The following is a 21,071-nucleotide window of genomic DNA, read 5'->3' as shown; positions in this document are numbered from 1 at the left end:
CCTCTCCCTCAAACATCGGCGGCCTGGAACAGGCCCTTGTCGGGTTCGGGATGCGGCATGGTTTGCGGGCCACCAACGCCAATGCCCCATTGGTCCATCACTTTGGGGCCGGGAATATGCACCTTGTGCGCATGCGTTTCAAAATCCACATATTCCAGTTCGGACGTATATTCGACGGCAAAACCAGCGGGCGTGGTGAAATAGCTGAACGTGTTGTTGCCCGCCGTATGGCGCCCCGGCCCCCAGCGAATATCGGTACCCTGCTGCTTCAGCCGGTTGATGCCCACCATCATGTCGTCGACGCTCACCATGTCATAGGCGACATGGTTGAGGCAGGGCGGTCCGGGCAGGATGGCGATACGGTGGTGCGCCCCGTTGCAGCGCAGGAAGCACATGAAATCGCCCAGCCAGTCGGACACCCTGAAGCCCAGCACATCGCAGAACCATTGCACCAGCGCCTGATGATCGGGGGAATGCAGCACGATATGACTGATCCGCTGCGGCACGCCTTCCCACTGGGCGATGTCGCGCGGCGTGCGGATGGCAACGTCGCTCGAAATCTCGAAGCTCAGGCCATCGGGCGAAAAGAAACGAAAGCCATAGCCGCCGCCCAGAGTGCTGAGTTCCCGCGGAGCAAAGATGATGCGGCAACCCGACGCGACGACCCTGTCGTGCAGGGCGTCCACATCGCCGCGGCTGTCAGCCGCCAATGCGATGACATCCACGCGCTTTTCGGCCGCTGCCCGCAAACGCACGGCATAGGCATCATCCCCGCCATCGGCGGCGAAATGGATCATGCCGTCCTTCTCACCCACTTCGACCAGCTTCCACTGATCGGCGTAAAAGGCGCGCTCGACCTCCAGATCGGGGACGGCATAGCCGACATAACGGATTTCTGTGACGCGGCTCATGCGATGGGCTCCGAAACGGGAAGGGAAAGGTCAAAGGCGACGTCGGCGGCCGACCGGCCGACGAACAGGCGCGGCGCGGCAATGTCGCGCCATCCGTCGCGCCAATATTGCAGCCGCCGCCGGGGGATTTCGATGATGGCGTCCCGGCTTTCGCCCGGCGCCAGATGCAGCTTGGCAAAACCGGCAAGCGCCAGTTCCGGTTCACGGCGATACACCTGAACGACATCGCTACCCGCGCGGCCCGACCGATTTTCAACGGTGATGGCGATGCGCAGGACATCGCCCGGATCGTCCATGATCCGCGCCGCCTGCAAAGCGATGTCGGCATAGCCGAACCCCGCGCCCAGCGTATGACGCGGATCGTCCATGCCCCGATAACCCAGCCGCCGCCCCTCCGCATAGGCGAGGTCGCTCTGCACATCGGGCATCAGGGAAAGGGCAGGATAATCTTCATCCTTCCGGGCAATCGATACCGGCATGCGGCCACCCGGTTCCCGGTCGCCGGCCAGAACCTGCGCGATCGCCTGCCCGAACCCTTCCCCCGGATACCAGGCGATCATCAGCGCAGCCGCCTTGTCTTCCCAGCCGGTATCGAAGGCATGGCCGACATTGGCGATGATCGCCGTGCGGCGATTGGCGGCGGTGACGGCGTCGATCAGCGCAATCTGTTCGTCGGCCAGACGGGTGTGGCTGCGATCCTTGCTTTCCACGCTGGCGTCGGATGTTTCACCCACGATCAGGATAACGGCATCGGCCCGCGCCGCCAGTTCAACAGCGCGCTGCAACATGGCTTCTGGCGTGTCGGGGCGGCGAATGCCGTACCACAGGCCATGGACCCGCGCGGGATCATAGGCAAAATCCACCTCGATCGCGACGCTTTGCCCTGCTTTCAGCGGCACGGCGACGCTGCGCGCATCGCCGCTTTTCAGCTTGCCCATCACATCGGACGAAGGGATCGGTTCGACCTGCGCCACGATGTCGCGGCCATCTATCCGCATGACGACCGGGCCTGTCGCGCCCAGATAGAAGAGATGGTCCCCGTCCTGCTCCGCATGGAATGTCCCGCGCGCCACGATCCGCGCGGCCCGACCCAGCGTTGCGACATCATCATGCACGCCCGCGAACCAGACCAGATTGTTGGTATCGCGCGTTTCGCTGGCGATCAGGCGCGCATCGCCATCCTGCCCATCATAATAATCGACGGTCATGCCCTGCGCGCATCCGTCACCCAGATCACGTGCCGGGGAAACCGGCATGGCGGGCAGGCGCGGTTGCGGGTCGACGCCCGGTTCATAATCGATCCGGCAATGATCGCCGAACCGCGCGATGATCGCGTCCAGCGGGCGGGCGGCATCGGGCGCAACGGCGATCTTGGCGAAAGTGCCGCCCTGATAACAGGGGGCGGCGGCATTGGGGCCGATGATCGCGATATGCCTGTCCCGACCGGGCGTCAGGGGCAGCAGATTGTCTTCATTACGCAACAGGACAAATCCCGCCGTCGCCGCCTCCACCAGCAGATCATCCGCCGCAGCGCCGGTGATCAGCGGATGCTTGTTCCCCTTGAACCGGGCGGCGGCGCGGGCCACGCGTGACGCGGCATCATTCACCCGGTCCGCGCTGATCTGCCCCTGCGTCAGTGCATCCTGCGCCTTGCTGCCCAGAAAGCGGGCAGGGCCGGGCATTTCCAGATCCAGACCGGCGCTGAATGTCGCGACGGTGGAATGGGTGCCGAACCAGTCGCTCATCATCACGCCGGGGAAATTCCATTCCCCTTTCACGATGCTGGTGATGACATGATGATGTTCGGCGCACCATTGTCCGTTCAACCGATTATAGGCGGTCAGCATGCCGCCGACGCCCGCCTGCGCGCACAGTTCGAACGGCAACAGATAGACTTCACGCAACGTCCGTTCGTCGACCACCGCATTCATGCGGTCGCGATCGGTCTCGCTGTCGTTGCATACCAGATGTTTCGCCACCGACGCCGTGCCGGTCATTTGCAGGCCGGTGGCCCAAGCCGCGCCCAATATGCCCGCGAGCAGGGGCTCTTCGGAAAAATATTCAAAGGCGCGCCCGGCGAGCGGACTGCGGGCAAGGTTGATGTTGGGCGCCAGCACCATGTCCACGCCCATGCGGATCGCTTCGCCACCGACCAGCGCGCCCACGCGCTGGTTCAGTTCGACGTCCCAGCTGGCGCCCAGCGCCGTCGGGCACGGGGTCAGCAACGCGATGTCGCGTTCGTCCACCCGGCCACTGGCGATGCCCATCGGGCCGTCCGCCATGGCGAGCGACGCTATGCCTGCGTCGGCATAGGCCACCGTCGTCCACATGGTCGCGCCCGCGCTCATCGCCAGCTTCTGTTCCAGTGTCAGCGCATCGGTCACGCCACCGCCTCCGTCGCGAAAGACATGATCTGCTGCGCCTGAGCGCGGATGGCGCGAGCGATGCCATCGTCGCCGATCGTCCCGTCGGGTGCGAAGGGGCGCTGTTCGACGCTGTTGATCGTAACGCCGACGGGCGTTGGCCAGCCACGCATCGCGTGAACCACATCCCGCAGCGCAGATAGCGTCGTGCCGCACGCCTGCCACCCCGCCGCCGTCACGACCAGCCCGACCGGGCGACCGTCAAAATAGACGCGGGTGTCGGCGCGCAGATCCTCCAGGAGGTCGATCGCGTTTTTCACCAGCCCCGAATATCCGCCATGATAGCCCGGACTGCCGATCACGATGCCGTCGCACGTCCGGATCGCATCGACCAGTGCGCTTTCATCCCTGGTGCGATCGGGCTGTTCCGGGTTGAAATGGGGCAGGCGAGCCAATGCCGGGCCATCGAACATGATCGTTTCCGCCCCCAGTGCCGCGCATTGCGCCAATATCGCGCGGACGATCCGCTCGCTGGACGACGCCTGACGAAAGGTGCCGCCAAGGCCGACGATCCGCTTGGGCCGGGCCGTGATAAGACCGGACATGTCACACTCCTTCAAAAAACGGCGCGGCCTTCTGGCGGACCGCGCTCGCGTGCAAAGTCATTCGGCGGGTTCGGACACCTTGAATGCGGGCATTACCTTTTCCGATAACAGGCGCAGCGTCTGATCGCCCAGTCGCAGGCGCTCCTGCGTCAACGGGCCGGTCGTGGTGCCGCACAGGATGTTGCCGATGCCCAGCTCTTCATAGGGCTTGAGATGTTCGATCACCGTTTCGGGCGAACCATAAAGGCACCATGTCCCGATCCAGTCCTCCGTCAGCGCATTGGGCGTCCGGTCGGTTTTCTTGTTGGCGGAATCCGCCTCTGCGCGGGCGTTGAACGCGGCCTCGCGTTCGATGGCATTCTGATAGGACCGCAGGATGACGTCCAGCTCCTCGCGGGCCTGCTCGTCCGTTTCGGCGATATGGACAACCTGATAGGTATGGGTGGTCCATTCGAGCGCGCGGGCGATCGCTTCCTGCGAATGGCCTGCTTCATCCAGCATCTGGCGATAGACGCCGAAATATTTGGCGACATGCTTCATCGGTTCCGTCCCGCCGATCTGGGGCGGGGTGAACGCGGGAATGAAGGCGGGCCAGCCATTTTCGGCGGCGCGACGGGCGCTGCTTTCCTTCATCGCGACGGGCATCAAGCGGGCATGACGGGGGCTATATTGCGCCGGGGCGATCCGCTGAAGCACGCGCCCCTTGTGCGGGCCATTGTCGATTTCGACCGCCGGGTCTTCCATCCGCTTGGCCCACAGCTGTTCGGCGATGGAGAGGTTGTTTTCCGAAACCGCCCCCGCTTCCTTGTAATTGACGCCAAAGCCGATCATTTCTTCCGGCGTGGTGCCGCTGCCGACGCCGACCAGCAGCTTGCCGTCGGTCAGCTGGTCGAGGATGTTGATACGCTCGACGAACCGCACTGGGTGATGCAGCGGCACAGACACGACCGAAAAACCGAAATGCATGTCGGGCAACTTCGCCGCCAGATAGGACGCGAACATGAAACTGTCCGACGCCACCGGCATATAGCCGTTGAAATGATGGTCGGGCAGGAAGATCGCGTCAAAGCCCAGTTCCGACGCGCGCGTGGCATGTCCGGTCAGATCGCGGATCAGTTGGCGGTCTTCTTCCGGGGCCATCGACCGGGCGTTCAGAAATACAGAAAAGCGCATTATCCCCTCCAGCGGCGCGCCTTTGGCGCTGATATGACGACTTGTTTACATTGGCGGCCAAAGCCGTCAGAATGGAAATCAATTAGAACCAGTGTTCTCATTACCGATAGGGTCATTATGCCGCCAGTGTCAACTACGAAGTCGAAGAATGATTCTATTTCTGGTCCCGCGGAGGCCAGTCGCGTGCCGCAGCAGGGGCGCAGCCGCGCCTCCTATGAGCGGATGCTGACCGCCGCCGAAAAGCTGATGGTGAAGCGCGGCAACGATGATTTCACGCTGACCGAAGTGGCCAAGGCGGGGAAGGTGTCGATCGGCTCCATCTATCTGCGCTTCGACAGCAAGGATGATCTGATCCGCGCGGTCCATGGCCGCGTGCTGACGCAGATCGGCGAAGAACAGGACGCGATGATGAAAGGCATCGGTGAAAAGGCGACGGGTCTGGACGAATTTGCCCGGCTGTTCGTCGAATCCTATGCCGAACTGCTCAAACGCTACAGCCCGGTGCTGCGCCCCATCATGTTCCGTGCCATTTACGACGAATCCATCTCGTCGCTGGGGCGCAGTTCGGCGGAAAATCTGACGCGCGAAGCCGAAGCGCAGATGTTGCGATATGCCGACGAATTCGGGCGGCCGGACCATGCCCGCCTGGTCGGCAACGCTTTCCGCATGATCTATTACACGCTGGCGCGGTTCCTCGGCCTGGGGTCTTCGCCCGAAGCGGCCAATCAGGGCAATTGGGACGAATTGACGGAAGATCTGGCGATCATGTGCGCCGCTTTCCTGCGCGCGCCCGCGCGCTGACCGGGGTCAGGCGCGTAAAGCGGATGATTGTCTCACTCGCTGTATCGCAAGCCGGCGCCATAGAAGCGGATGACGCCCGGACCATCGACCTGCACGCATAGCTGAAATCCGAACCGCGTCGCGATGGCCGGTTCGACCGGCAGGTCGGTGCGCAACCGATCCGACGGCGGATAATATTGCCGCCACAATGTAGGGGGATCAAAGGGTTCGGGTACGCCCGTCAGCGCAATATTGGGTTCGCACAGATGCTGACGGTGCATGCCGCCATGATGGACGCACACCCAGCTGATCTGCGCGCCCTCCTCCGTTTCCCAGAGCAGCGACACCTGATCCACAATGCCGCCTGCGGGCAGTTGAAACGGGAAATGGAACCAGACCTTGCGCTCCGGCTGAACCCGGAAGCTGGACCGAAAACCGCGGTGAAATCCGCGTCCGTTCGACCAGTCCATATCGTCTACCACGCCCAGCCAGTCGGGGCCGCTTTCCTGTAACTGGACGGCGGCGGGCGCGATCCAGATTTCCTGCCCAATCGACATGACGGCGTCGGTCTTTCCGGATGAAAATGGGCATGGCGACAGGTCGCGCCGCCATGCCCTCCTGTCTGTCAGGCGGCGAGTTGCAGTTCGCGGCCGGTTTTCGTCGTGGGGACGAAGGGCAGATAGGACACGCGCATCCGCACGGCGATGTCCACCTTGTGCGCGCCCGGCGTCAAGCCCCCTGCGCGCAGCACCGTGACCTTTGCTTTTTCGCCGAAATTCCAGCGATCGTCATACACGCTTTCCATTTCATCCAGCGTCCAGCTGCGACCACGTACCGAAAATCGGACGTCTTCGCGCGCCACCGGCTCGCCATCGATGGAAAGGCCGATGTCCTCAATCATCGAAAGGCCAAGGCCGCGATAATAGGGCAGGCGGGCGAACAGCGAGAAGCCGATGACTTCCCCGTCTTCGACGACATTTTCGAAACCTTCGTCGCACAGCATCATCTTGTCGAACATCTTGCGGCTCCTTAGGCGGCGAGGGCGGAAGGGGTGGGTTCGCCGATCAGCGATTTCAGCATTTCCTGCTGGCGACGGACCTGTTCGACGGAATCGACTTCATGCGCGTCCTCGATCCACCGGTTCCCTTCATATTCGGAACAGATATAGCCCTTGTAACCGCCCTGCTTCAGCACCTTGACGATTTCGTCATAGGGGATGGACGGTTCGACCAGACTTTCGTCCATCTGGTAGAATTTGCCGTGAATATTGTGGATGCGGTGCATGAAATCGAGCATTCGCTTCGGTTCAAACGCGGCGTTGTGGCGCAGCGTTTCGGCCATGCCCAGCGCCGGGCCTTCGCCGCCCATTTCCCGCACGTTCAGAATGACATATTCGCTCAGAACCCGGTCTTCATAGGCCGTTTCGATATAATCGGCGATTTTCTGCGGCACCCCGTTGCGAATGAAGCGCTCCTTCCACACCGGCGGAAATTTGAACAGGAACATGCCCATGTCGGGCAGGAAACCCAGCGCGTCCGATCCCGACTTTTCAAAGGCTTCGGCATGGCGGATAATCCAGGGATGATCGAAATGCAGCGGGGCATGCACTTCGATCAGGATTTTGATATTCTTTTCTTCGGCATAGGGCGCGGCGGCGACCAGCACTTCGGGCGCGATCGATACAAGGGCACGAATATATTTCATGCCCAGACGCGCACCGAAATCGATGTCCTTCTTCACGCTGGCGACCTGCTCTTCGAAAGGCATTATGCGGCCCTTGTAGCGCTTGTAATCCAGCATGAAGTCGTGGCTGACGGCGACGGCATCATATTTTGCGATCAGGCCGTGCCATTCGTCGATCTTTGCTTCGTCGACGCTGGCTTCGGGCCAGCCCCAGAAGGTCTGCTCGCCGATGATTTCGATGCCGAGCGCGCCCATGTCGGCACAGGTTTTGAAACAATCCTCCAGGCTCATCTTCCCCTGAAAGGTTTCGTGCTGGAAACTATAAAGGCTGACGCCCCGTTTAATGTCGCTTGTCATGATTTACTCCGCAGGAGCGATAGAAGGGACTGCGCGCGGTGACCGCGCCAGACCGATGACGATGGCGGCGATGATGCCTACCAGACCCGCTGCAAGGAAAGCGCCCTGCATGGTTCCGACAATGGTTTCGGCCTGATGCACCAGCCATGGACTGGAAAACTGGCCAAAGAAGAAGCAGGCGGTCCACACGCCCATGCCGCGGCCGCGATGTTCGAAGGGCAGGTGGGTCTGCGCCCATGCAATGACGGTGGGAACGGCCATGCCTGCGCCTGTCTGCTGCACGATCAGCGCCGCGACCAGCCATCGCCAATCAGGAGCGATGCCGATACCGGCAAGGCCAACACCCAGCAGCAGGAAGAAAGTCGCCAGTTGCAACGCATGGGCTTTGCCCCCCATCAGGCGAAAGATCAGCGCGCCCAGCATAACGAACAGGCTGGGGATGGCGGTCAACTGGCCGATACGCGCCGGGTCCATGACGCCGACCTCCCGCCAGGCGAGCGAGCCGCTGATGATGAAGACATAATAGAGCGCGGAGGCAACCAGCGTCACGCCGCCGATCAGCGCGACGGATGCAACCGGGAAGGGGGTGCGCTGTGCCTGTTCATTCCGCGCTATGTCCGCAATGGTCGCGCCGTCGGCGCGCCGCGGCTCGAAAAGCCACAGTAGCATGGCGATGAAGATCGGGAAGGCGACGGCATAGACCATGAAAATGCCATTCCATCGCACCGCAGACGCCGCCCCCGACAGCAGGATGACGCCCGACGCGAAGAAAGGCCCGCAAATGCCCTGAAGAAACAGCCAGTCCTTGCGCCCGCGATCGTCCCAGTAATCCGCTATCAACGTATTGACGATGGTCAGGATCGCGGCCTCCGCCACGCCCAGCAACAGGCGACAGGCGATCAGCGCATTCAGGCTGTCGAGGAAGAAGGGCGCCGTGCCGACAATGCCATAGAGCAAAGTCGCACCGATCAGCAGGGGCCGCCGACCGAACCGATCGACGAAAAAGCCCGCAAAGGGCGCCAGCAACGCAATGGTCAGGCCCGGCGCAGACACCATCATCGGCACTTTCCACCGGGCGTCGGGATCACCCGCGAAATGATCGATGATCGCCGGGATCGCCGGGAACATCGAAACGATCGCAAATATCGGCAGAAAACCGGCCACGACAATGGTGATCCCCTGCGGGATCAACGACAGACGTCGGAAAAAATCTGTCAGTGAACGCACCGCGCCTTGGCTCCTCTTTACCGGACGACTCATGGGCCATCTCTAATTAGAACTGGTATTCGTCTATTGATTGCGAGGCGGCCTGTCAACCGGTGGATCGACAGGCCGCAATCCGGAATATCCCTGTCTCCGGCGGTCCGCCGATGGCCGGAGACATTGGCGTTATTTCGTCGGATAATCTTTGGCTTCTTCGGGAACGGGTAGCGTGACCTTGCCCGTGGCGGCCCATTCGGTGCCGCGCAGGATCAACGATTGCAGACCCGCGAAATGCAGCGACACTTCATCGTGGCCCAACGTCATGGAAAATACGCGCCCCTTGCCATAATCGGCAGTCCACACCTGCGGATGATCGGCATCCATGCCCTTCATCGCCTTCAGCTTTTCAGGCGTATAGGCGGACGCTGGATATTTATGCCCGGCCAGCTTGGGATCGTAGCTGGCCGCGCTGTCATGTGCGGTCGCCAGCACATGGATTTTCGCGGTCGGGTCCATGCGCATGTTGGTGTACATGTCGTCATTATAGGTCCACACATATTCGCGCATCCCTGCAGTGATCGGGTGCGACCGGTCGACGATATGCACGGGGAACGCTCCGGGCGGCGAGCGGCGACTGGACCCCGGCTCCATCACCGCGCCGATCAGAGCCTGATATTCGGGCCAGTTCTGCCCGAACGTGAAGGAGGAATGATAGGCGACAAGCCCTCCTCCCTGCTTCACATAATCGAATAATGCCTGTTCGGCCTGTTTTGACCAGCGATGTTCGGTCTGGTCGGAATAATTCCAGCGGCTGGAATAATTGAGCAGCACGACATCGTAATTTTTCAGCGTCGCCAGGTCGCCATGGTCGAAATCCTCCGTAATGCGGACATCGAACCGGCCCGTATCCTGCATCATCGTGCGCAGCATGTTGTTCACCCCGGTCCAGTCATGTTCATAACTGTTCTGACCGCTGATGATCAGCACCTTCACCCGCTTTTCAGCCGGATCGACGGGAATGCCGACGCGTTGGACCGTTTCGGGCGGGCGATATTTGATATTCACGATGACCTGCGCGGTCGCGGGCAGGGCCAGCGCAAGCGTGGCGGTCATGGCGGCAAGCGTGACGAGCTTCATCGCATTTTCCTCTCTTGTCGTTGTGATTTAGAATGCAGGCTGTCGGCACATGCCGCTCCGGGTCCGGGCGCCATCCATGGCCCCGCAGATCATGGTCGGCAGGCGAAGTGAAGGAATGATCTTACCGATTCGTGCGGCGAACTGGTGCCGCGATGGAATTTATTAGAACAAAAATTCTGGTTGTCGAGTAACTTTCGTCACATGGCGATCGCCGCGCTTGACCGATCCCGGATTTTGGATATTCAATTACTAGAATATTAGTTCTATATAAGACTCGCATCCCTTGCGGGTCACCGGGGCATGAAATGAAAAATATGGCTGGAGAGGGCGGGCCTGCTGGAGCAAGCGCCATCGCATCTGCCGCGCTGCTGACCCGCGCGCAACGCAGCATGGCGCTGGCCATCGTGGCGACGGCGATGGTGCTGGACCTGATCGACATGACGATCATCAATGTCGCGGTGCCGACATTGCAGGCGCAACTGGGTGCAAGCGATGCGGAAGTGCAGTGGATGGTCGCTGGCTATTCCACCATATTTTCACTGCTGTTGATCAGTGGCGGACGAATGGGCGATATTTTCGGCTATCGCCGCGCCTTCCTGATCGGCGTAGCCGGATTTACGCTGACATCCCTGCTATGCGGACTGGCGCAAAACCCCTTCCAGCTGGTGGGCGCACGGCTGTTGCAGGGCGCAGCGGCCGCCATCATGCTGCCGCAGGTCATGTCGCTGACCCAGATCATGTATCCGCCGCATGAACGCATGGCTGCGCTGGGCCTGTTCGGCATATTGGGTGGACTTGCCGCTGTGCTGGGACCGGTCATCGGCGGCCTGATCCTGAACGCCAACATGTTCGGACTGGGGTGGCGGCCCATATTCCTGATCAACCTGCCGATCGGGATCATCGCCTTGTTCATGGCGGCGCGGATATTGCCTGACGGGCGCTCAACCCATCGCCCGCGCCTCGACATGATAGGCACGCTGTTGGTCATGCTGATGTTGTTGACGCTCATCTTTCCTCTGATTCAGGGGCGTGACTATGGCTGGCCGCTATGGGGCTTTGCGATGATGGGGTACAGCCTGCCGATCGCCTATATGCTGGCCCGACACAGCCGTGCACGCATGGCACGGGACGGATCGGCGCTGATCGTGCCAGACCTGTTCCATATGCAGGGCTTTTCCTTCGGGCTGCTCACGACATTGGTGTTCCAGATCGGCACTGGGGGACTGTTGTTCGTGCTGACGCTCGCCATGCAGCGCGGCCTGCATTTTACCGCGGCGCAGGTGGGCCTGGCGCATGTCCCCTATGCCTTTGGCGCATCCTTTGCCATCGGCATGCTGTCGCGCAAGGCGCTGCCGCGCTTTGGACCGATCATCGTCACCTGGGGCGCGGCGTTGATGGTCGCTGGCCTTGCGATGCTGGTCGGCCTGTTCCATGCGCCCGGCATGATGGCTGTCGCGCCATGGCTGATCGCGATTCCGCTGCTGATCATGGGGTTGGGGATGGGACTGGTCGGCGGCCCCCTGCCACCATGCACTCTGTCGGAAGTGGATGTCGGCCATGCAGGATCCGCATCGGGCACGTTGAAAGCCACGCAGCAACTGGGGTCGGCAATGGGAGCGGCCGGTATCGGCACATTATTCTTCATCATCGCCCCGGAACGTAGCGGCGACGCGCAGGATGCGATCCACGCCTTCACCATGGCCGCCATTGCCGTCTCCCTTGCACTGGCGACTGTCGCCCTTCTGGCGCTCGCCATTCCGCGTCAACTGCAAATCAGGGGTGATCGCAGCGGCAAGGCGTGAAGACATCGCTTGAAGCGACCCCATCGCCTGTGCAATAAATAGAATTATAGTTCCTATAATGAACGCAGGGAATCGCAAGGAGAGGATATGGGACAGGGTCGGGATAGCCCGCAATCATCGCCCGGTGTCGGATCGGAAACAGGTGGCGTCGACCGTCGCCAACTGCTGGGCAGCGCTGTCCTTCTCGGCGCGATGGTCGGATTTCCGCTTCACGCCTGGAACATGGTGAGGGCGGGAGAGGATAGCGGCGCGACGCCCGCCGAAAAGCTGCTTCTCGCACGGCTTAGCGACCTCGTCATTCCGGTAACGGATACGCCCGGCGCACTGGCTGTCGGCGTTCCTGCCTTCGTCGCACTGGCGCTGCGCCACGGGCTGGACGACACCGCCCCCCAAAGCGCCGGCCGCGTGAACATGGGCAACGACCATGGCGGCCTGCCCCTTCTGGAAGACGTTGGAAAACAGCTTGATCGACAGGCCGGTGCCAGCTTCCTCGACCTGCCGCCCGACCGGCAATTCGCCATATTGGAATCCTATGACGCGGCGGCCTTTGGCGGGGATCAGAAGGATCATCCGTGGAAGAAGATCAAGGCGCTGATCCTGACCGGCTATTATACGTCCGAAGTCGGGGCGAGCCGCGAACTGCAATATGAACTGGTGCCGGGCCGCTGGGATCCGGACCTGCCCTTGGCCTCCAATAACCGCTCCTGGTCGAGCGACTGGACAGCGGTGGATTTCGGATGAACATGGATTTTGACGCGATCGTGGTGGGTTCCGGCATTACCGGCGGGTGGGCTGCAAAGGAACTGACCGAAAAAGGCCTGAAGGTGCTGATGATCGAGCGGGGACGCATGATCGAACATGGCACAGACTATGCAACCGAAACCAAGGCCCCATGGGACATGGAGTTTCGCGGCGAAGGCGATGCCAAACTATATGCTGACGAATATGCCGTTCAACGGCTCAACCGCCATTTCACGGAATTTACCCAGAATCATTTCGTCAACGACAAAGACAATCCCTATGCCGTGGCGGATGGCACCCAGTTCAACTGGTGGCGCAGCTATCAGATGGGCGGGCGGTCGCTGACCTGGGGTCGACAAAGCTATCGATGGTCGGACTATGATTTCGGCGCGAACAAGGCGGATGGTTATGGCACCGACTGGCCAATCCGCTACGCCGACATAGCGCCCTGGTATGATTATGTGGAAGATTTCATCGGCGTGTCCGGCGCGGCCGAGGGGCTTGCGTCTCTACCCGACGGGAAATTCCTGCCGCCGATGGCCCTCAACGTGGTGGAACAGCATGTCCGCGCCGCCATCGCCAAACGCTGGCCAGACCGTTGCCTCACCGTCGGGCGAACGGCGAACCTGACCGCGCCCAAGGAAGGGCGCGCGCCATGCCAATATCGCTCCATCTGCGCACGCGGCTGTTCCTATGGCGCCTATTTCAGTACGCAAAGCTCCACCTTGCCCGCAGCGCAGGCGACCGGGCGACTGACCGTCATCGCCGATTCCCTGGTTGAAGCCGTCGATTATGATTCCGCCACGAAAAAGGCGACCGGTGTGCGCGTCATCAATGTGAAAACCGGCGCGCGCAGTCGGCATGGCGCGCGCATGATCTTCCTCAACGCCAGCGCGTTCAACAGCGTGCACATCCTGCTGCGCTCACGGTCGGATGTCTTTCCGAACGGCCTTGCCAACAGCAGCGGCGTGCTGGGCACCCATGTCATGGATCATGCCTCCACCCTGTCGACCATGGCCATCATGCCCGGTTTTGAAGATCGCACGACCTTTGGTAATCGCCCGACTGGCGTGGTCATCCCGCGATTCCGCAATCTGGATCGACAGGATGGCGACTTTACGCGGGGCTATAGTTTTCAGGGCGGGGCCTTGCAGAGCGGGTGGACGGCGGCAAAGCGATCCGCCGGGATCGGCAAGGCCTATAAGGAACAAACCAGAAAGGTCGGCGGGTGGCGCATGGTGTTCGTCGGCTTCGCCGAAAGCCTGCCGCGCGTCACCAATCGCCTGACGCTCGACCCGGTAAAGCTGGACCCGCAGGGGCTGCCGATGCTCAACATTCATTTCGAACATGGCGACAATGAAAAGCGGGCGCTGGCCGACGCGAAGAAGGAAGCCGCCGCGATGATGGAATCTGCGGGCGGTCATGTCATCATGGGGTTCGATCAACCCGGCATCGGCGGGTCAGCCATCCATGAAATGGGCGGCGCGCGCATGGGGCATGATCCCGCGACATCCGTTCTCAACCGCTGGAGCCAGTCGCACGACGTCGCCAATCTGTTCGTCACCGACGGCGCGCAGATGAGCTCGTCCGCCTGCCAGAACCCGTCGCTCACCTATATGGCGCTGACGGCGCGGGCCTGCGACCATGCGGTGTCGCTGATGAAGGAAGGGGCGCTGTGAAACGCCTCGCCCTCCTCGCCAGTCTGGCGTTGGCCAGCACAGCGCCGGTCCTGTTGGCGAAGTCCGTGGACAATCGCTCGATCGTCACCAGCTTTGTCGATCGCTTCTACGGCAAGCGCGATGTGGCCGTCGCCTTCGCCGCCTTTGTCGCGCCCGACTATATCCAACATAATCCGGGGTTGCCCGACGGACCGAAAGCCGCCGTGGAGGCGCTGGGAGCGATGTTCGCCCGGCCCGATTCCCGGTTCGAGGTGACGCATCTGCTGATCGACGGCGACCTGGCTCTGGTGCATCTTTTCGGACAGGGAAAGCCCGGTACGCCCGGTGCGGCTGTCGCCGATCTCTATCGGCTGAAGGATGGGAAGGTCGCGGAACATTGGGATGTGCTGCAACCGATCGAACCGGGCAGCGATCCTCTGGCCATGGCGTCCGCCGGTCCGGCCGGGAAAGACATGACGGCCCAGAACCGTGTCGCTTTCTCGGGCTTCATCAAGATGCTGTTCGACAGGGGCGATGTGGATGGCGCTTATCGTCGCTTCGTCGCGCCGGATCTTATTCAGCATAACAGCCGGATGGGGCAGGGACGGGATCAGGCCGTTGCCGTGATCAGGGGACTGCGTTCTGCGCCGGGGGCGCGCTTCGATGTGCAGCGCATTCTGGTCGACGGCAATCTGGCGGCGGTTCATTATCGCGGCCAATTGTCGGCGAATGACCGGGGCGCTGCGATCGTGGAAATTTTCCGCTTTCACGATGGCATGATCGTCGAACATTGGGACATGTTTCAGCCGATGCCGCAAAATTCCCGCAACGCGCACCCCATGTTCTGATCGGGGACGCTGCCCGGTGCAGCGCTCCCTCCCTTTCCCTCAAATCATTTGCCGGCAATGTCCCGGCGAATGCGATCATGCAGCCCGTCCATCGGCCAGAAGGCGATGATCGCGATCTGCACGATCATGATCGCGATGGGCCAGCCATAATAGGACCATCGGATCGCGGCGCGCGCGCCGTCGGTGACGGACTTGGGATCATATCCCGCCATGCCCAGCACATAGGCGATGATCGCGGTGCCCACTGCCATGCCGATCTTCGTCGACAGGCTGATGCCCGACGACAGCAAGCCTTCATTGCGCACGCCGAAAATCCATTCATGATAATCGACCGCATCGGCCGCCATCGTGAAAATGGCCGTCATCGTCAGGCTGATCAGAATAGCCGCGATCAGAAAAACGGTCAGGAACAGCGCATGCTGCACCTCTATCCACGGCAGGACGGCATGCAGCAGGATGGCGATGGCCAGCGCACCGATGCAGCCTTTGCGAATGCCCGTGCGTTTGAACAGCATCGGCGCGACGAAGGCGCCGAGCAGCAATGTGCCGGATACGGCGGGCAGCAGGATGCCGATCATCCATGGCGCCTTCATCACCTCGATAGCGAAAAAGGCGGTGACGGAAATCACGCAGCCGAAACGCAGGAAATTGAGCGTGCAGAAAAGAAAGGTAACCAGCCAGGCCCGGTTGCGCACCATCGCGCCGACCTGCGGCCAGATGGCGTCGCTGCGGGGCGCCTCATCATGATGCCGTTCCCTGCAACTGAAGAACAGGTTCAGCAGCGCCGCCAGCGTCAATCCTGCAAAAACCAGCGCGACCCGTGCGAAGCCGGTGCGTTCATTGCCCCCGCCCAGCACACCGACCAGCGGCATGGTGGCCGCGGTCGCCAATATGACGGAAATCGACGTTCCGATCGCGCGCGCGCTGCCCAGCTGCATCCGGTTGCCATGATCGGTCGTCATCATCGGCATCAGCGCGGAAAAGGGCACCGCCAGAAAGCTGTAGAGAATGCCAAGCAGCGAGAAAGTGACATAGGCATAGGCCAGCTTCGCCCCCGCCGACGCATCGATGGTGGTGAATGTCAGCACCAGCAGGATGGAAAAGGGCAGGGCGGTAAACAGAAAATAGGGCCGCGTACGGCCCCAGCGCGACCGGGTCCGATCGACCAGCAATCCGACACCCAGGTCGACGCCCGCGTCGAACAGGCGCGACAGAAGGAAAAGGGTGCCGACCGCAGCCGCAGGTAACAATGCGACATTCGTGTAGAAATAGAGAAGAAAAGCCCCGACCGCATTCCAGCTGAGGCCGCAGGCGAAATCGCCAAGGCCATAGCTGATCTTTTCCCAGGGCTTCAGATTGTCGCTTTTGTCCGGGGCCACGGCTGGCCCGTCCCGCATTGCCTGACTTGCAACCACAGTCGTCATTGCGTTTTCCTCACCATCACGGCCCTTATGTTTTAAGGCCTCATGTCATTCAGGGCCGGTTGCGGCCGGCCCTGATGTCGTTTTTCCGATCTTTACAGGCCCGTTGTCGCGCGGACGCTGGCGATCGACTGGATGGTGGGCATGGTCGGCTGATATTCCAGCCCGACCCCGCCATCATAACCCAGCGCCCGCAATTTCGATACGGTGTCCCGCCAATCGATCGTCCCGGTGCCCGGTTCGTTGCGCCCCGGATTGTCGGCAAACTGGACATGCTGGACCAGATGGATGCGGCCGTTCAGCACCTGCTCCATATCCTCGCCCATGACGTTTGAATGGAACACATCGTACAACAGCCGCAGATTGGGGCTGTCGACTTCGTCGATGATGTCGAGGGCGAGCGTGGTGCTCGACAGGAACATGCCCGGATGCGACACGATGGTGTTGAGCGGTTCCAGCACCAATATGACGCCCGCTTCTTCGGCCAGCGCGGCGGCCTGCTTCAGGGCCTTCACCGCCTCCGCGCGCTGCTCGTCCAGGCTGACGCCGTCCCGCGTAAAACCCGATGCGATGACGAGAGGCGGGCGACCCAGCGTCTGAGCGACCGCCAGCGTAGCCTTTACCGCGGCCAGAAATTCCTCATGCTGCGCCGGGTCGACCAGACTGCGCCGCGGGCCGACGCAAAAGCTGGTCAGCGTAACGCCGGTTTCATCCAGCGCCGCGCGAATATCGTCGATCGGCTTGTCATCCCATAAATGAAATTCGACAGCGTTCAGGCCCGCCGCGCTGGCGGCACGGATACGGTCGGCGAAATCGGGGGCATCGTCCTTGAACAGCCATTCGATGCAGGCGGACGGAAACATGCTCTTCTCCCTTGGTCGTCCCTGCATGCAGGGACTGGGTCCGGTCGAAGGAGAAGCGGCGGTTCCGCCGGCCTAGCCGGAACCGCCTCTGTCAATCAGGTCATCCTATGCCGCTTCGATCAGAAGCGGAAGGTGCCACGCACGCCATAGGTGCGCGGCGTACCATAGACATAGTTGATCAGCGTGGTGCCGCCCGCATTCACATAGTTGACGAAACCATAGGGCTGATAATCCTCCAGATTGCGGACATAGGCCTGCAGGCTGAACCGGTCGCCCAGCGCGCTATATTCCAGCGTCAGGTCGGTCTGGGTATAGGCTTCCTGACGTTCGGCCGCGGCGTTGAACGGCTGGAGATAATAGTCCGACTTGAAGCGGGTAAAGACACCGGCGGTAATCTTGTGGTCGCCAATGTGGAAATCATGGTCATAGCCAAGCGCGATCACCCATTTGGGCGACTGGACCGGGCGATTGCCACTCAGGTCGAACGGCTGGATTCCCGGCGTCGACGGGTCGCTATCATAAATCGGACCGGTCAGACCCAGCAATGACGTCTTGAACGCCGTCAGTTTCGCATTCAGATAATTGACGGTCGCGGTGAAGCGATCATTGGGCGACAGCAAGATGGTGGTATCGGTTTCGATGCCCCATACGCGCGATTTACCGGCATTGACGACCTGATTGCCGATATTGGTGTCGAGAAACACCGGGATCTGCTGGTCCTTATAGTCATAATAGAAACCGGCGACGTTGAACTGCACCGTGCGATTGGCAAAGCTGTTCTTGGAACCCAGTTCATAAGCGGTCAGCTTTTCAGCGCCGAACGCGCCGACATTGTCGAAACCGCCCGCCTTGTACCCGGTGCTGACCTTTCCGTAGAGCAGGTGATCGCGGCTTGGCGTATAATCGAAGCCGAGCGTCCAGGTCGCCTGTCCCTCGTTCAGGCGGGGCGGTTCGAATTCGACGCGACCGGGACGGGTGGTGTCGTCGATCGGCGGCGGGTTGGGACCGCGACCGAACTGGGGACCATAGTTGACGTACAGGCCCTTCTTCTTGTCCTTGGTATAACGGATGCCGCCGGTCACGGTCAGCTTGTCTTCGATCAACGGCACGGTCGCCTGCGCGAAACCGGCGATCGACTGGTTCTTCACATAGGGGCGATAGAAATAGTTGAGATAGCTGCCACCGGCCGCCAGCGGCAGGAACAGCCCCTGCGCCATCTGCTGGTTTTCATAGAAATAGAACGCGCCGACCTGATAGATGATGCCGCCCTTGTCGCCACCCGACAAACGGACTTCGTGGCTTTGCGTCTGCGAATCCTTCGAATAATTCTGTATGAAGGTGGTGGGGACGAACCCGTTCAGCGGCTGGCTGACATCCGATTCCACTTCGCGATAGCCGCCGATATAGCTCAGCGTACCGATCGACCCGACATCCACGTCCAATCGGCCACGAACCGCATATTGCTTGATCCGGGTGAAACCCAGATCGCCCAGCGGGAATGATTTTTTGGGCGGATTGAAATCGAGGTTGAGCGGAACGCCGCCACCTTCCAGCTGCGGCGTGGACGGGATCACATCGACGATGCCGCCCGCATAGCGCGGATCGGCCAGTACGCCATTATTGGCGACCACGATGCCATATTGCGCGATGCCGGTCGTATTCACATCGACATATTCGCCCGCGACATAGGCGCGCACGCCTTCGACCGGTTCGGCATAGAAAGATAGTCGCGCGGCATCGGTATTGCCTGCGCTGCCGCGACCGGCCGGGCCATTGTTGAAATAGCCGTCATGTTCATTGTGCATGCCGCTGGCACGCAACGCGACCTTCTCGCCCAGCGGTACATTGACCGCCGCTTCCGCGCTGATCGCATCATAATTGCCGTAGCTTCCCGTCGCATAGCCGGAAAATTCGCCCAGCTTAGGCTTGGCCGCCACGATATTGAGCGCACCAGCGGTCGCGTTGCGCCCATATAGCGTACCCTGCGGGCCGCGCAGCACTTCGATCCGTTCCAGATCGAAGAAGCTGGCGTTCAGCGCTATCGGACGGTTGATATATTCGCCGTCGATATTGATGGTCAGCGCCGGATCGGCCGTTTCGCTATGATCCTGGCTGGAAATGCCCCGAACGGTGATCTTGGTATATTGGGTGTCGTTGGTGATGCCCAGATCCGGCGCCAGCTGGGACAGACCGTTAACGTCGCTGACCCCTGCCTTCAGCACCGCGTCGCTATCGAAAGCGCGCATCGCAATGGGCGTGTCCTGAATATTGGTGGCGCGCTTCTGCGCCGTTACCACGATGTCGGCCAAGCCTACGGTCGCGGTTTCGGCGGGGCCAGTATCCTGCGCCAGCGACGGCCCTGAAATGGCGATGACGGCCGCGCCAACCATCAACGCGGAATAGCGACGAAATTGCTGCATGAATCCTCCCCTTCGAAATCCCCTTCATAGGAGCTTTTACGAATTGCAATGATGGTTTTAATAATGACCGGTCCATGCGTCAAGCGATAAGGGAATGAATATTTTAGTTTTGCTCTTTGAGAGAGGTCAGGTGGCCGTCATACCGCGTGAACGGAACTGTCATGTGCAGCATCGCTGCCATGCCGCGGAATAAGGGCGGAAAATCGCGATAGATGCGCCATTGCGGTCACTTATCACCCTGAGGCAATGGGTTTCGCTCAGGTGCCACAACCATGGGCCACAGACAGGACCGCGCCGACGGCTTCCGCCGCCATCGCGCCCGCCTGCGCGGATGCCTTGCCCAGATGCGCCGCATAAAATTGCGCCAATTCGGTACGGGCGGCCGCAATCGTCGCGGCACTGACGCCATCGACACTGGTCACCCCGATATTCGACGGATCAGGCCTGATCCCCAGCCGGGCCAGATCCAGCGCATAGGCATAGGAGCGATAGGCGGAAAATCGGATCGTGCCATCGCATTCCGGCCAGCCATGAAGGATGTCGGCATCCAGGCGGGTCAGCGCTGGGAGGGCTGGCAATGTCTGTTCGCAATCATTGCCCAGAATGAAATTGTCCATCGTGGACCCGAACAGGGCGCCTGTCGCCTGCAACAGAACCGGGTGTCTGACGATCGCCGCACAGGGAAGGGTACGGGGAACCTCTCCATCCACCTTCCCATCATCGTCGTGAAGATAGGGGCCAAGGACGTTGAGAAATGCAGCGAAATGCCGATCGCTCAGGAAAATATCGTCGATCCGCCTGACCGCTGGTCGGTCGCCACCCGGCGCGGACAGCAGCGACCATCCAAAGGATTGACCTTCATCTGTCTGCAACCTCGTCAGATAAGGGGTCAGAAGATGCGCGATCTGCGTCCGGGTTGCGGCACGATCCGTCCTATGCCATCGAACGCCCACGGGTTGCGCAGCCCATAATTGCACCGCTTCCAATATCGGTGCGAAGTTCCGGTCCAGTCGCTGCAATATGGGCAAAGCCTGATCGGGGGCCTCCATCAGGACGGCAATGGCCAGTTCACCGTTCCGCCGTCCATATGCGTCGACAAGGCATTG

General features: G+C 61.1%; 18 protein-coding genes. 5 read left to right on the top strand and 13 right to left on the bottom strand.

What is annotated here, in order from left to right; genetic code table 11:
* Positions 1 to 8 precede the first annotated feature (8 nt).
* From ACOJSJ_RS00635 to ACOJSJ_RS00620, 4 genes are read right to left on the bottom strand one after another with little or no spacing between them, the layout of a single operon-like run.
* Positions 9 to 911, bottom strand: a complete 903-nt coding sequence (locus ACOJSJ_RS00635) for a VOC family protein (RefSeq protein ID WP_420143049.1) — start codon at positions 909 to 911, stop codon at positions 9 to 11.
* Positions 908 to 3,295, bottom strand: a complete 2,388-nt coding sequence (locus ACOJSJ_RS00630) for a glycoside hydrolase family 3 protein (RefSeq protein ID WP_420143048.1) — start codon at positions 3,293 to 3,295, stop codon at positions 908 to 910. Before ACOJSJ_RS00630 ends, ACOJSJ_RS00635 begins: the two co-directional genes overlap by 4 nt.
* Positions 3,292 to 3,879: an NADPH-dependent FMN reductase gene (locus ACOJSJ_RS00625; RefSeq protein WP_420143047.1), complete on the bottom strand. Its 588-nt coding sequence runs from the start codon at positions 3,877 to 3,879 to the stop codon at positions 3,292 to 3,294. Before ACOJSJ_RS00625 ends, ACOJSJ_RS00630 begins: the two co-directional genes overlap by 4 nt.
* A 57-nt stretch (positions 3,880 to 3,936) precedes the next feature.
* On the bottom strand, positions 3,937 to 5,052 hold the full coding sequence (locus ACOJSJ_RS00620) for an LLM class flavin-dependent oxidoreductase (RefSeq protein WP_420143046.1): 1,116 nt from the start codon (positions 5,050 to 5,052) through the stop codon (positions 3,937 to 3,939).
* Between the two features lie 183 nt (positions 5,053 to 5,235).
* Between ACOJSJ_RS00620 and ACOJSJ_RS00615 the strand changes: the two genes are divergently transcribed.
* On the top strand, positions 5,236 to 5,853 hold the full coding sequence (locus tag ACOJSJ_RS00615; protein WP_420143045.1) for a TetR/AcrR family transcriptional regulator: 618 nt from the start codon (positions 5,236 to 5,238) through the stop codon (positions 5,851 to 5,853).
* A 32-nt stretch (positions 5,854 to 5,885) separates the two neighbouring features.
* On the opposite strand, the gene ACOJSJ_RS00610 is transcribed toward ACOJSJ_RS00615, so the two are convergent.
* The 5 genes from ACOJSJ_RS00610 to ACOJSJ_RS00590 all read right to left on the bottom strand — a co-directional run bounded on the left by ACOJSJ_RS00610 (position 5,886) and on the right by ACOJSJ_RS00590 (position 10,212).
* A complete protein-coding gene (locus ACOJSJ_RS00610) occupies positions 5,886 to 6,389 on the bottom strand; it encodes a hypothetical protein (RefSeq protein WP_420143044.1) in 504 nt (167 codons plus the stop codon).
* Positions 6,390 to 6,457: 68 nt separating this feature from the next.
* On the bottom strand, positions 6,458 to 6,850 hold the full coding sequence (locus ACOJSJ_RS00605; RefSeq protein ID WP_420143043.1) for a C-glycoside deglycosidase beta subunit domain-containing protein: 393 nt from the start codon (positions 6,848 to 6,850) through the stop codon (positions 6,458 to 6,460).
* Between the two features lie 11 nt (positions 6,851 to 6,861).
* Positions 6,862 to 7,872 (bottom strand): sugar phosphate isomerase/epimerase family protein, encoded by a 1,011-nt coding sequence (locus ACOJSJ_RS00600; RefSeq protein ID WP_420143042.1) that lies wholly within the window; start codon positions 7,870 to 7,872, stop codon positions 6,862 to 6,864.
* A gap of 3 nt (positions 7,873 to 7,875) precedes the next feature.
* On the bottom strand, positions 7,876 to 9,036 hold the full coding sequence (locus tag ACOJSJ_RS00595; protein ID WP_420143041.1) for an MFS transporter: 1,161 nt from the start codon (positions 9,034 to 9,036) through the stop codon (positions 7,876 to 7,878).
* A 225-nt stretch (positions 9,037 to 9,261) separates the two neighbouring features.
* Positions 9,262 to 10,212: a ThuA domain-containing protein gene (locus ACOJSJ_RS00590; RefSeq protein WP_420143040.1), complete on the bottom strand. Its 951-nt coding sequence runs from the start codon at positions 10,210 to 10,212 to the stop codon at positions 9,262 to 9,264.
* A 314-nt stretch (positions 10,213 to 10,526) separates the two neighbouring features.
* On the opposite strand from ACOJSJ_RS00590, the gene ACOJSJ_RS00585 reads away from it, so the two are divergent.
* The 4 genes from ACOJSJ_RS00585 to ACOJSJ_RS00570 all read left to right on the top strand — a co-directional run bounded on the left by ACOJSJ_RS00585 (position 10,527) and on the right by ACOJSJ_RS00570 (position 15,261).
* Positions 10,527 to 12,014, top strand: a complete 1,488-nt coding sequence (locus tag ACOJSJ_RS00585) for an MFS transporter (protein ID WP_420143039.1) — start codon at positions 10,527 to 10,529, stop codon at positions 12,012 to 12,014.
* Between the two features lie 87 nt (positions 12,015 to 12,101).
* Complete coding sequence (locus ACOJSJ_RS00580; RefSeq protein ID WP_420143038.1) at positions 12,102 to 12,755, top strand: gluconate 2-dehydrogenase subunit 3 family protein; 654 nt, start codon at positions 12,102 to 12,104, stop codon at positions 12,753 to 12,755.
* Positions 12,752 to 14,434, top strand: coding sequence for a GMC oxidoreductase (locus ACOJSJ_RS00575; RefSeq protein WP_420143037.1), 1,683 nt, complete (start codon positions 12,752 to 12,754; stop codon positions 14,432 to 14,434). The genes ACOJSJ_RS00580 and ACOJSJ_RS00575 overlap by 4 nt, the downstream gene beginning before the upstream one ends.
* Complete coding sequence (locus ACOJSJ_RS00570) at positions 14,431 to 15,261, top strand: nuclear transport factor 2 family protein (RefSeq protein WP_420143036.1); 831 nt, start codon at positions 14,431 to 14,433, stop codon at positions 15,259 to 15,261. Before ACOJSJ_RS00575 ends, ACOJSJ_RS00570 begins: the two co-directional genes overlap by 4 nt.
* Before the next feature lie 44 nt (positions 15,262 to 15,305).
* On the opposite strand, the gene ACOJSJ_RS00565 is transcribed toward ACOJSJ_RS00570, so the two are convergent.
* The 4 genes from ACOJSJ_RS00565 to ACOJSJ_RS00550 form a co-directional block, all read right to left on the bottom strand.
* Positions 15,306 to 16,685, bottom strand: coding sequence for an MFS transporter (locus ACOJSJ_RS00565; protein ID WP_420143035.1), 1,380 nt, complete (start codon positions 16,683 to 16,685; stop codon positions 15,306 to 15,308).
* 92 nt (positions 16,686 to 16,777) lie between these two features.
* Positions 16,778 to 17,545, bottom strand: coding sequence for a hydroxypyruvate isomerase family protein (locus ACOJSJ_RS00560; RefSeq protein ID WP_420143034.1), 768 nt, complete (start codon positions 17,543 to 17,545; stop codon positions 16,778 to 16,780).
* A gap of 119 nt (positions 17,546 to 17,664) precedes the next feature.
* A complete protein-coding gene (locus ACOJSJ_RS00555) occupies positions 17,665 to 19,965 on the bottom strand; it encodes a TonB-dependent receptor (protein WP_420143033.1) in 2,301 nt (766 codons plus the stop codon).
* 257 nt (positions 19,966 to 20,222) lie between these two features.
* The coding region (locus ACOJSJ_RS00550; protein ID WP_420143032.1) for a hypothetical protein at positions 20,223 to 21,071 on the bottom strand (849 nt) is incomplete at its 5' end.

Origin of the sequence: Sphingobium sp., assembly GCF_048594625.1 — a bacterium.
Lineage (GTDB): Bacteria > Pseudomonadota > Alphaproteobacteria > Sphingomonadales > Sphingomonadaceae > Sphingobium.
This window is presented reverse-complemented; position numbering and strand designations above follow the sequence as displayed.

What these genes read in the sequence shown, in the direction of transcription:
- ACOJSJ_RS00635 (WP_420143049.1), bottom strand. Translation starts at nt 911, where the DNA reads ATGAGCCGCGTCACAGAAATCCGTTATGTCGGCTATGCCGTCCCCGAT.
- ACOJSJ_RS00625 (WP_420143047.1), bottom strand. Translation starts at nt 3,879, where the DNA reads ATGTCCGGTCTTATCACGGCCCGGCCCAAGCGGATCGTCGGCCTTGGC.
- ACOJSJ_RS00620 (WP_420143046.1), bottom strand. Translation starts at nt 5,052, where the DNA reads ATGCGCTTTTCTGTATTTCTGAACGCCCGGTCGATGGCCCCGGAAGAA.
- ACOJSJ_RS00610 (WP_420143044.1), bottom strand. Translation starts at nt 6,389, where the DNA reads ATGTCGATTGGGCAGGAAATCTGGATCGCGCCCGCCGCCGTCCAGTTA.
- ACOJSJ_RS00605 (WP_420143043.1), bottom strand. Translation starts at nt 6,850, where the DNA reads ATGTTCGACAAGATGATGCTGTGCGACGAAGGTTTCGAAAATGTCGTC.
- ACOJSJ_RS00600 (WP_420143042.1), bottom strand. Translation starts at nt 7,872, where the DNA reads ATGACAAGCGACATTAAACGGGGCGTCAGCCTTTATAGTTTCCAGCAC.
- ACOJSJ_RS00590 (WP_420143040.1), bottom strand. Translation starts at nt 10,212, where the DNA reads ATGAAGCTCGTCACGCTTGCCGCCATGACCGCCACGCTTGCGCTGGCC.
- ACOJSJ_RS00585 (WP_420143039.1), top strand. Translation starts at nt 10,527, where the DNA reads ATGGCTGGAGAGGGCGGGCCTGCTGGAGCAAGCGCCATCGCATCTGCC.
- ACOJSJ_RS00580 (WP_420143038.1), top strand. Translation starts at nt 12,102, where the DNA reads ATGGGACAGGGTCGGGATAGCCCGCAATCATCGCCCGGTGTCGGATCG.
- ACOJSJ_RS00575 (WP_420143037.1), top strand. Translation starts at nt 12,752, where the DNA reads ATGAACATGGATTTTGACGCGATCGTGGTGGGTTCCGGCATTACCGGC.
- ACOJSJ_RS00565 (WP_420143035.1), bottom strand. Translation starts at nt 16,685, where the DNA reads ATGACGACTGTGGTTGCAAGTCAGGCAATGCGGGACGGGCCAGCCGTG.
- ACOJSJ_RS00560 (WP_420143034.1), bottom strand. Translation starts at nt 17,545, where the DNA reads ATGTTTCCGTCCGCCTGCATCGAATGGCTGTTCAAGGACGATGCCCCC.
- ACOJSJ_RS00555 (WP_420143033.1), bottom strand. Translation starts at nt 19,965, where the DNA reads ATGCAGCAATTTCGTCGCTATTCCGCGTTGATGGTTGGCGCGGCCGTC.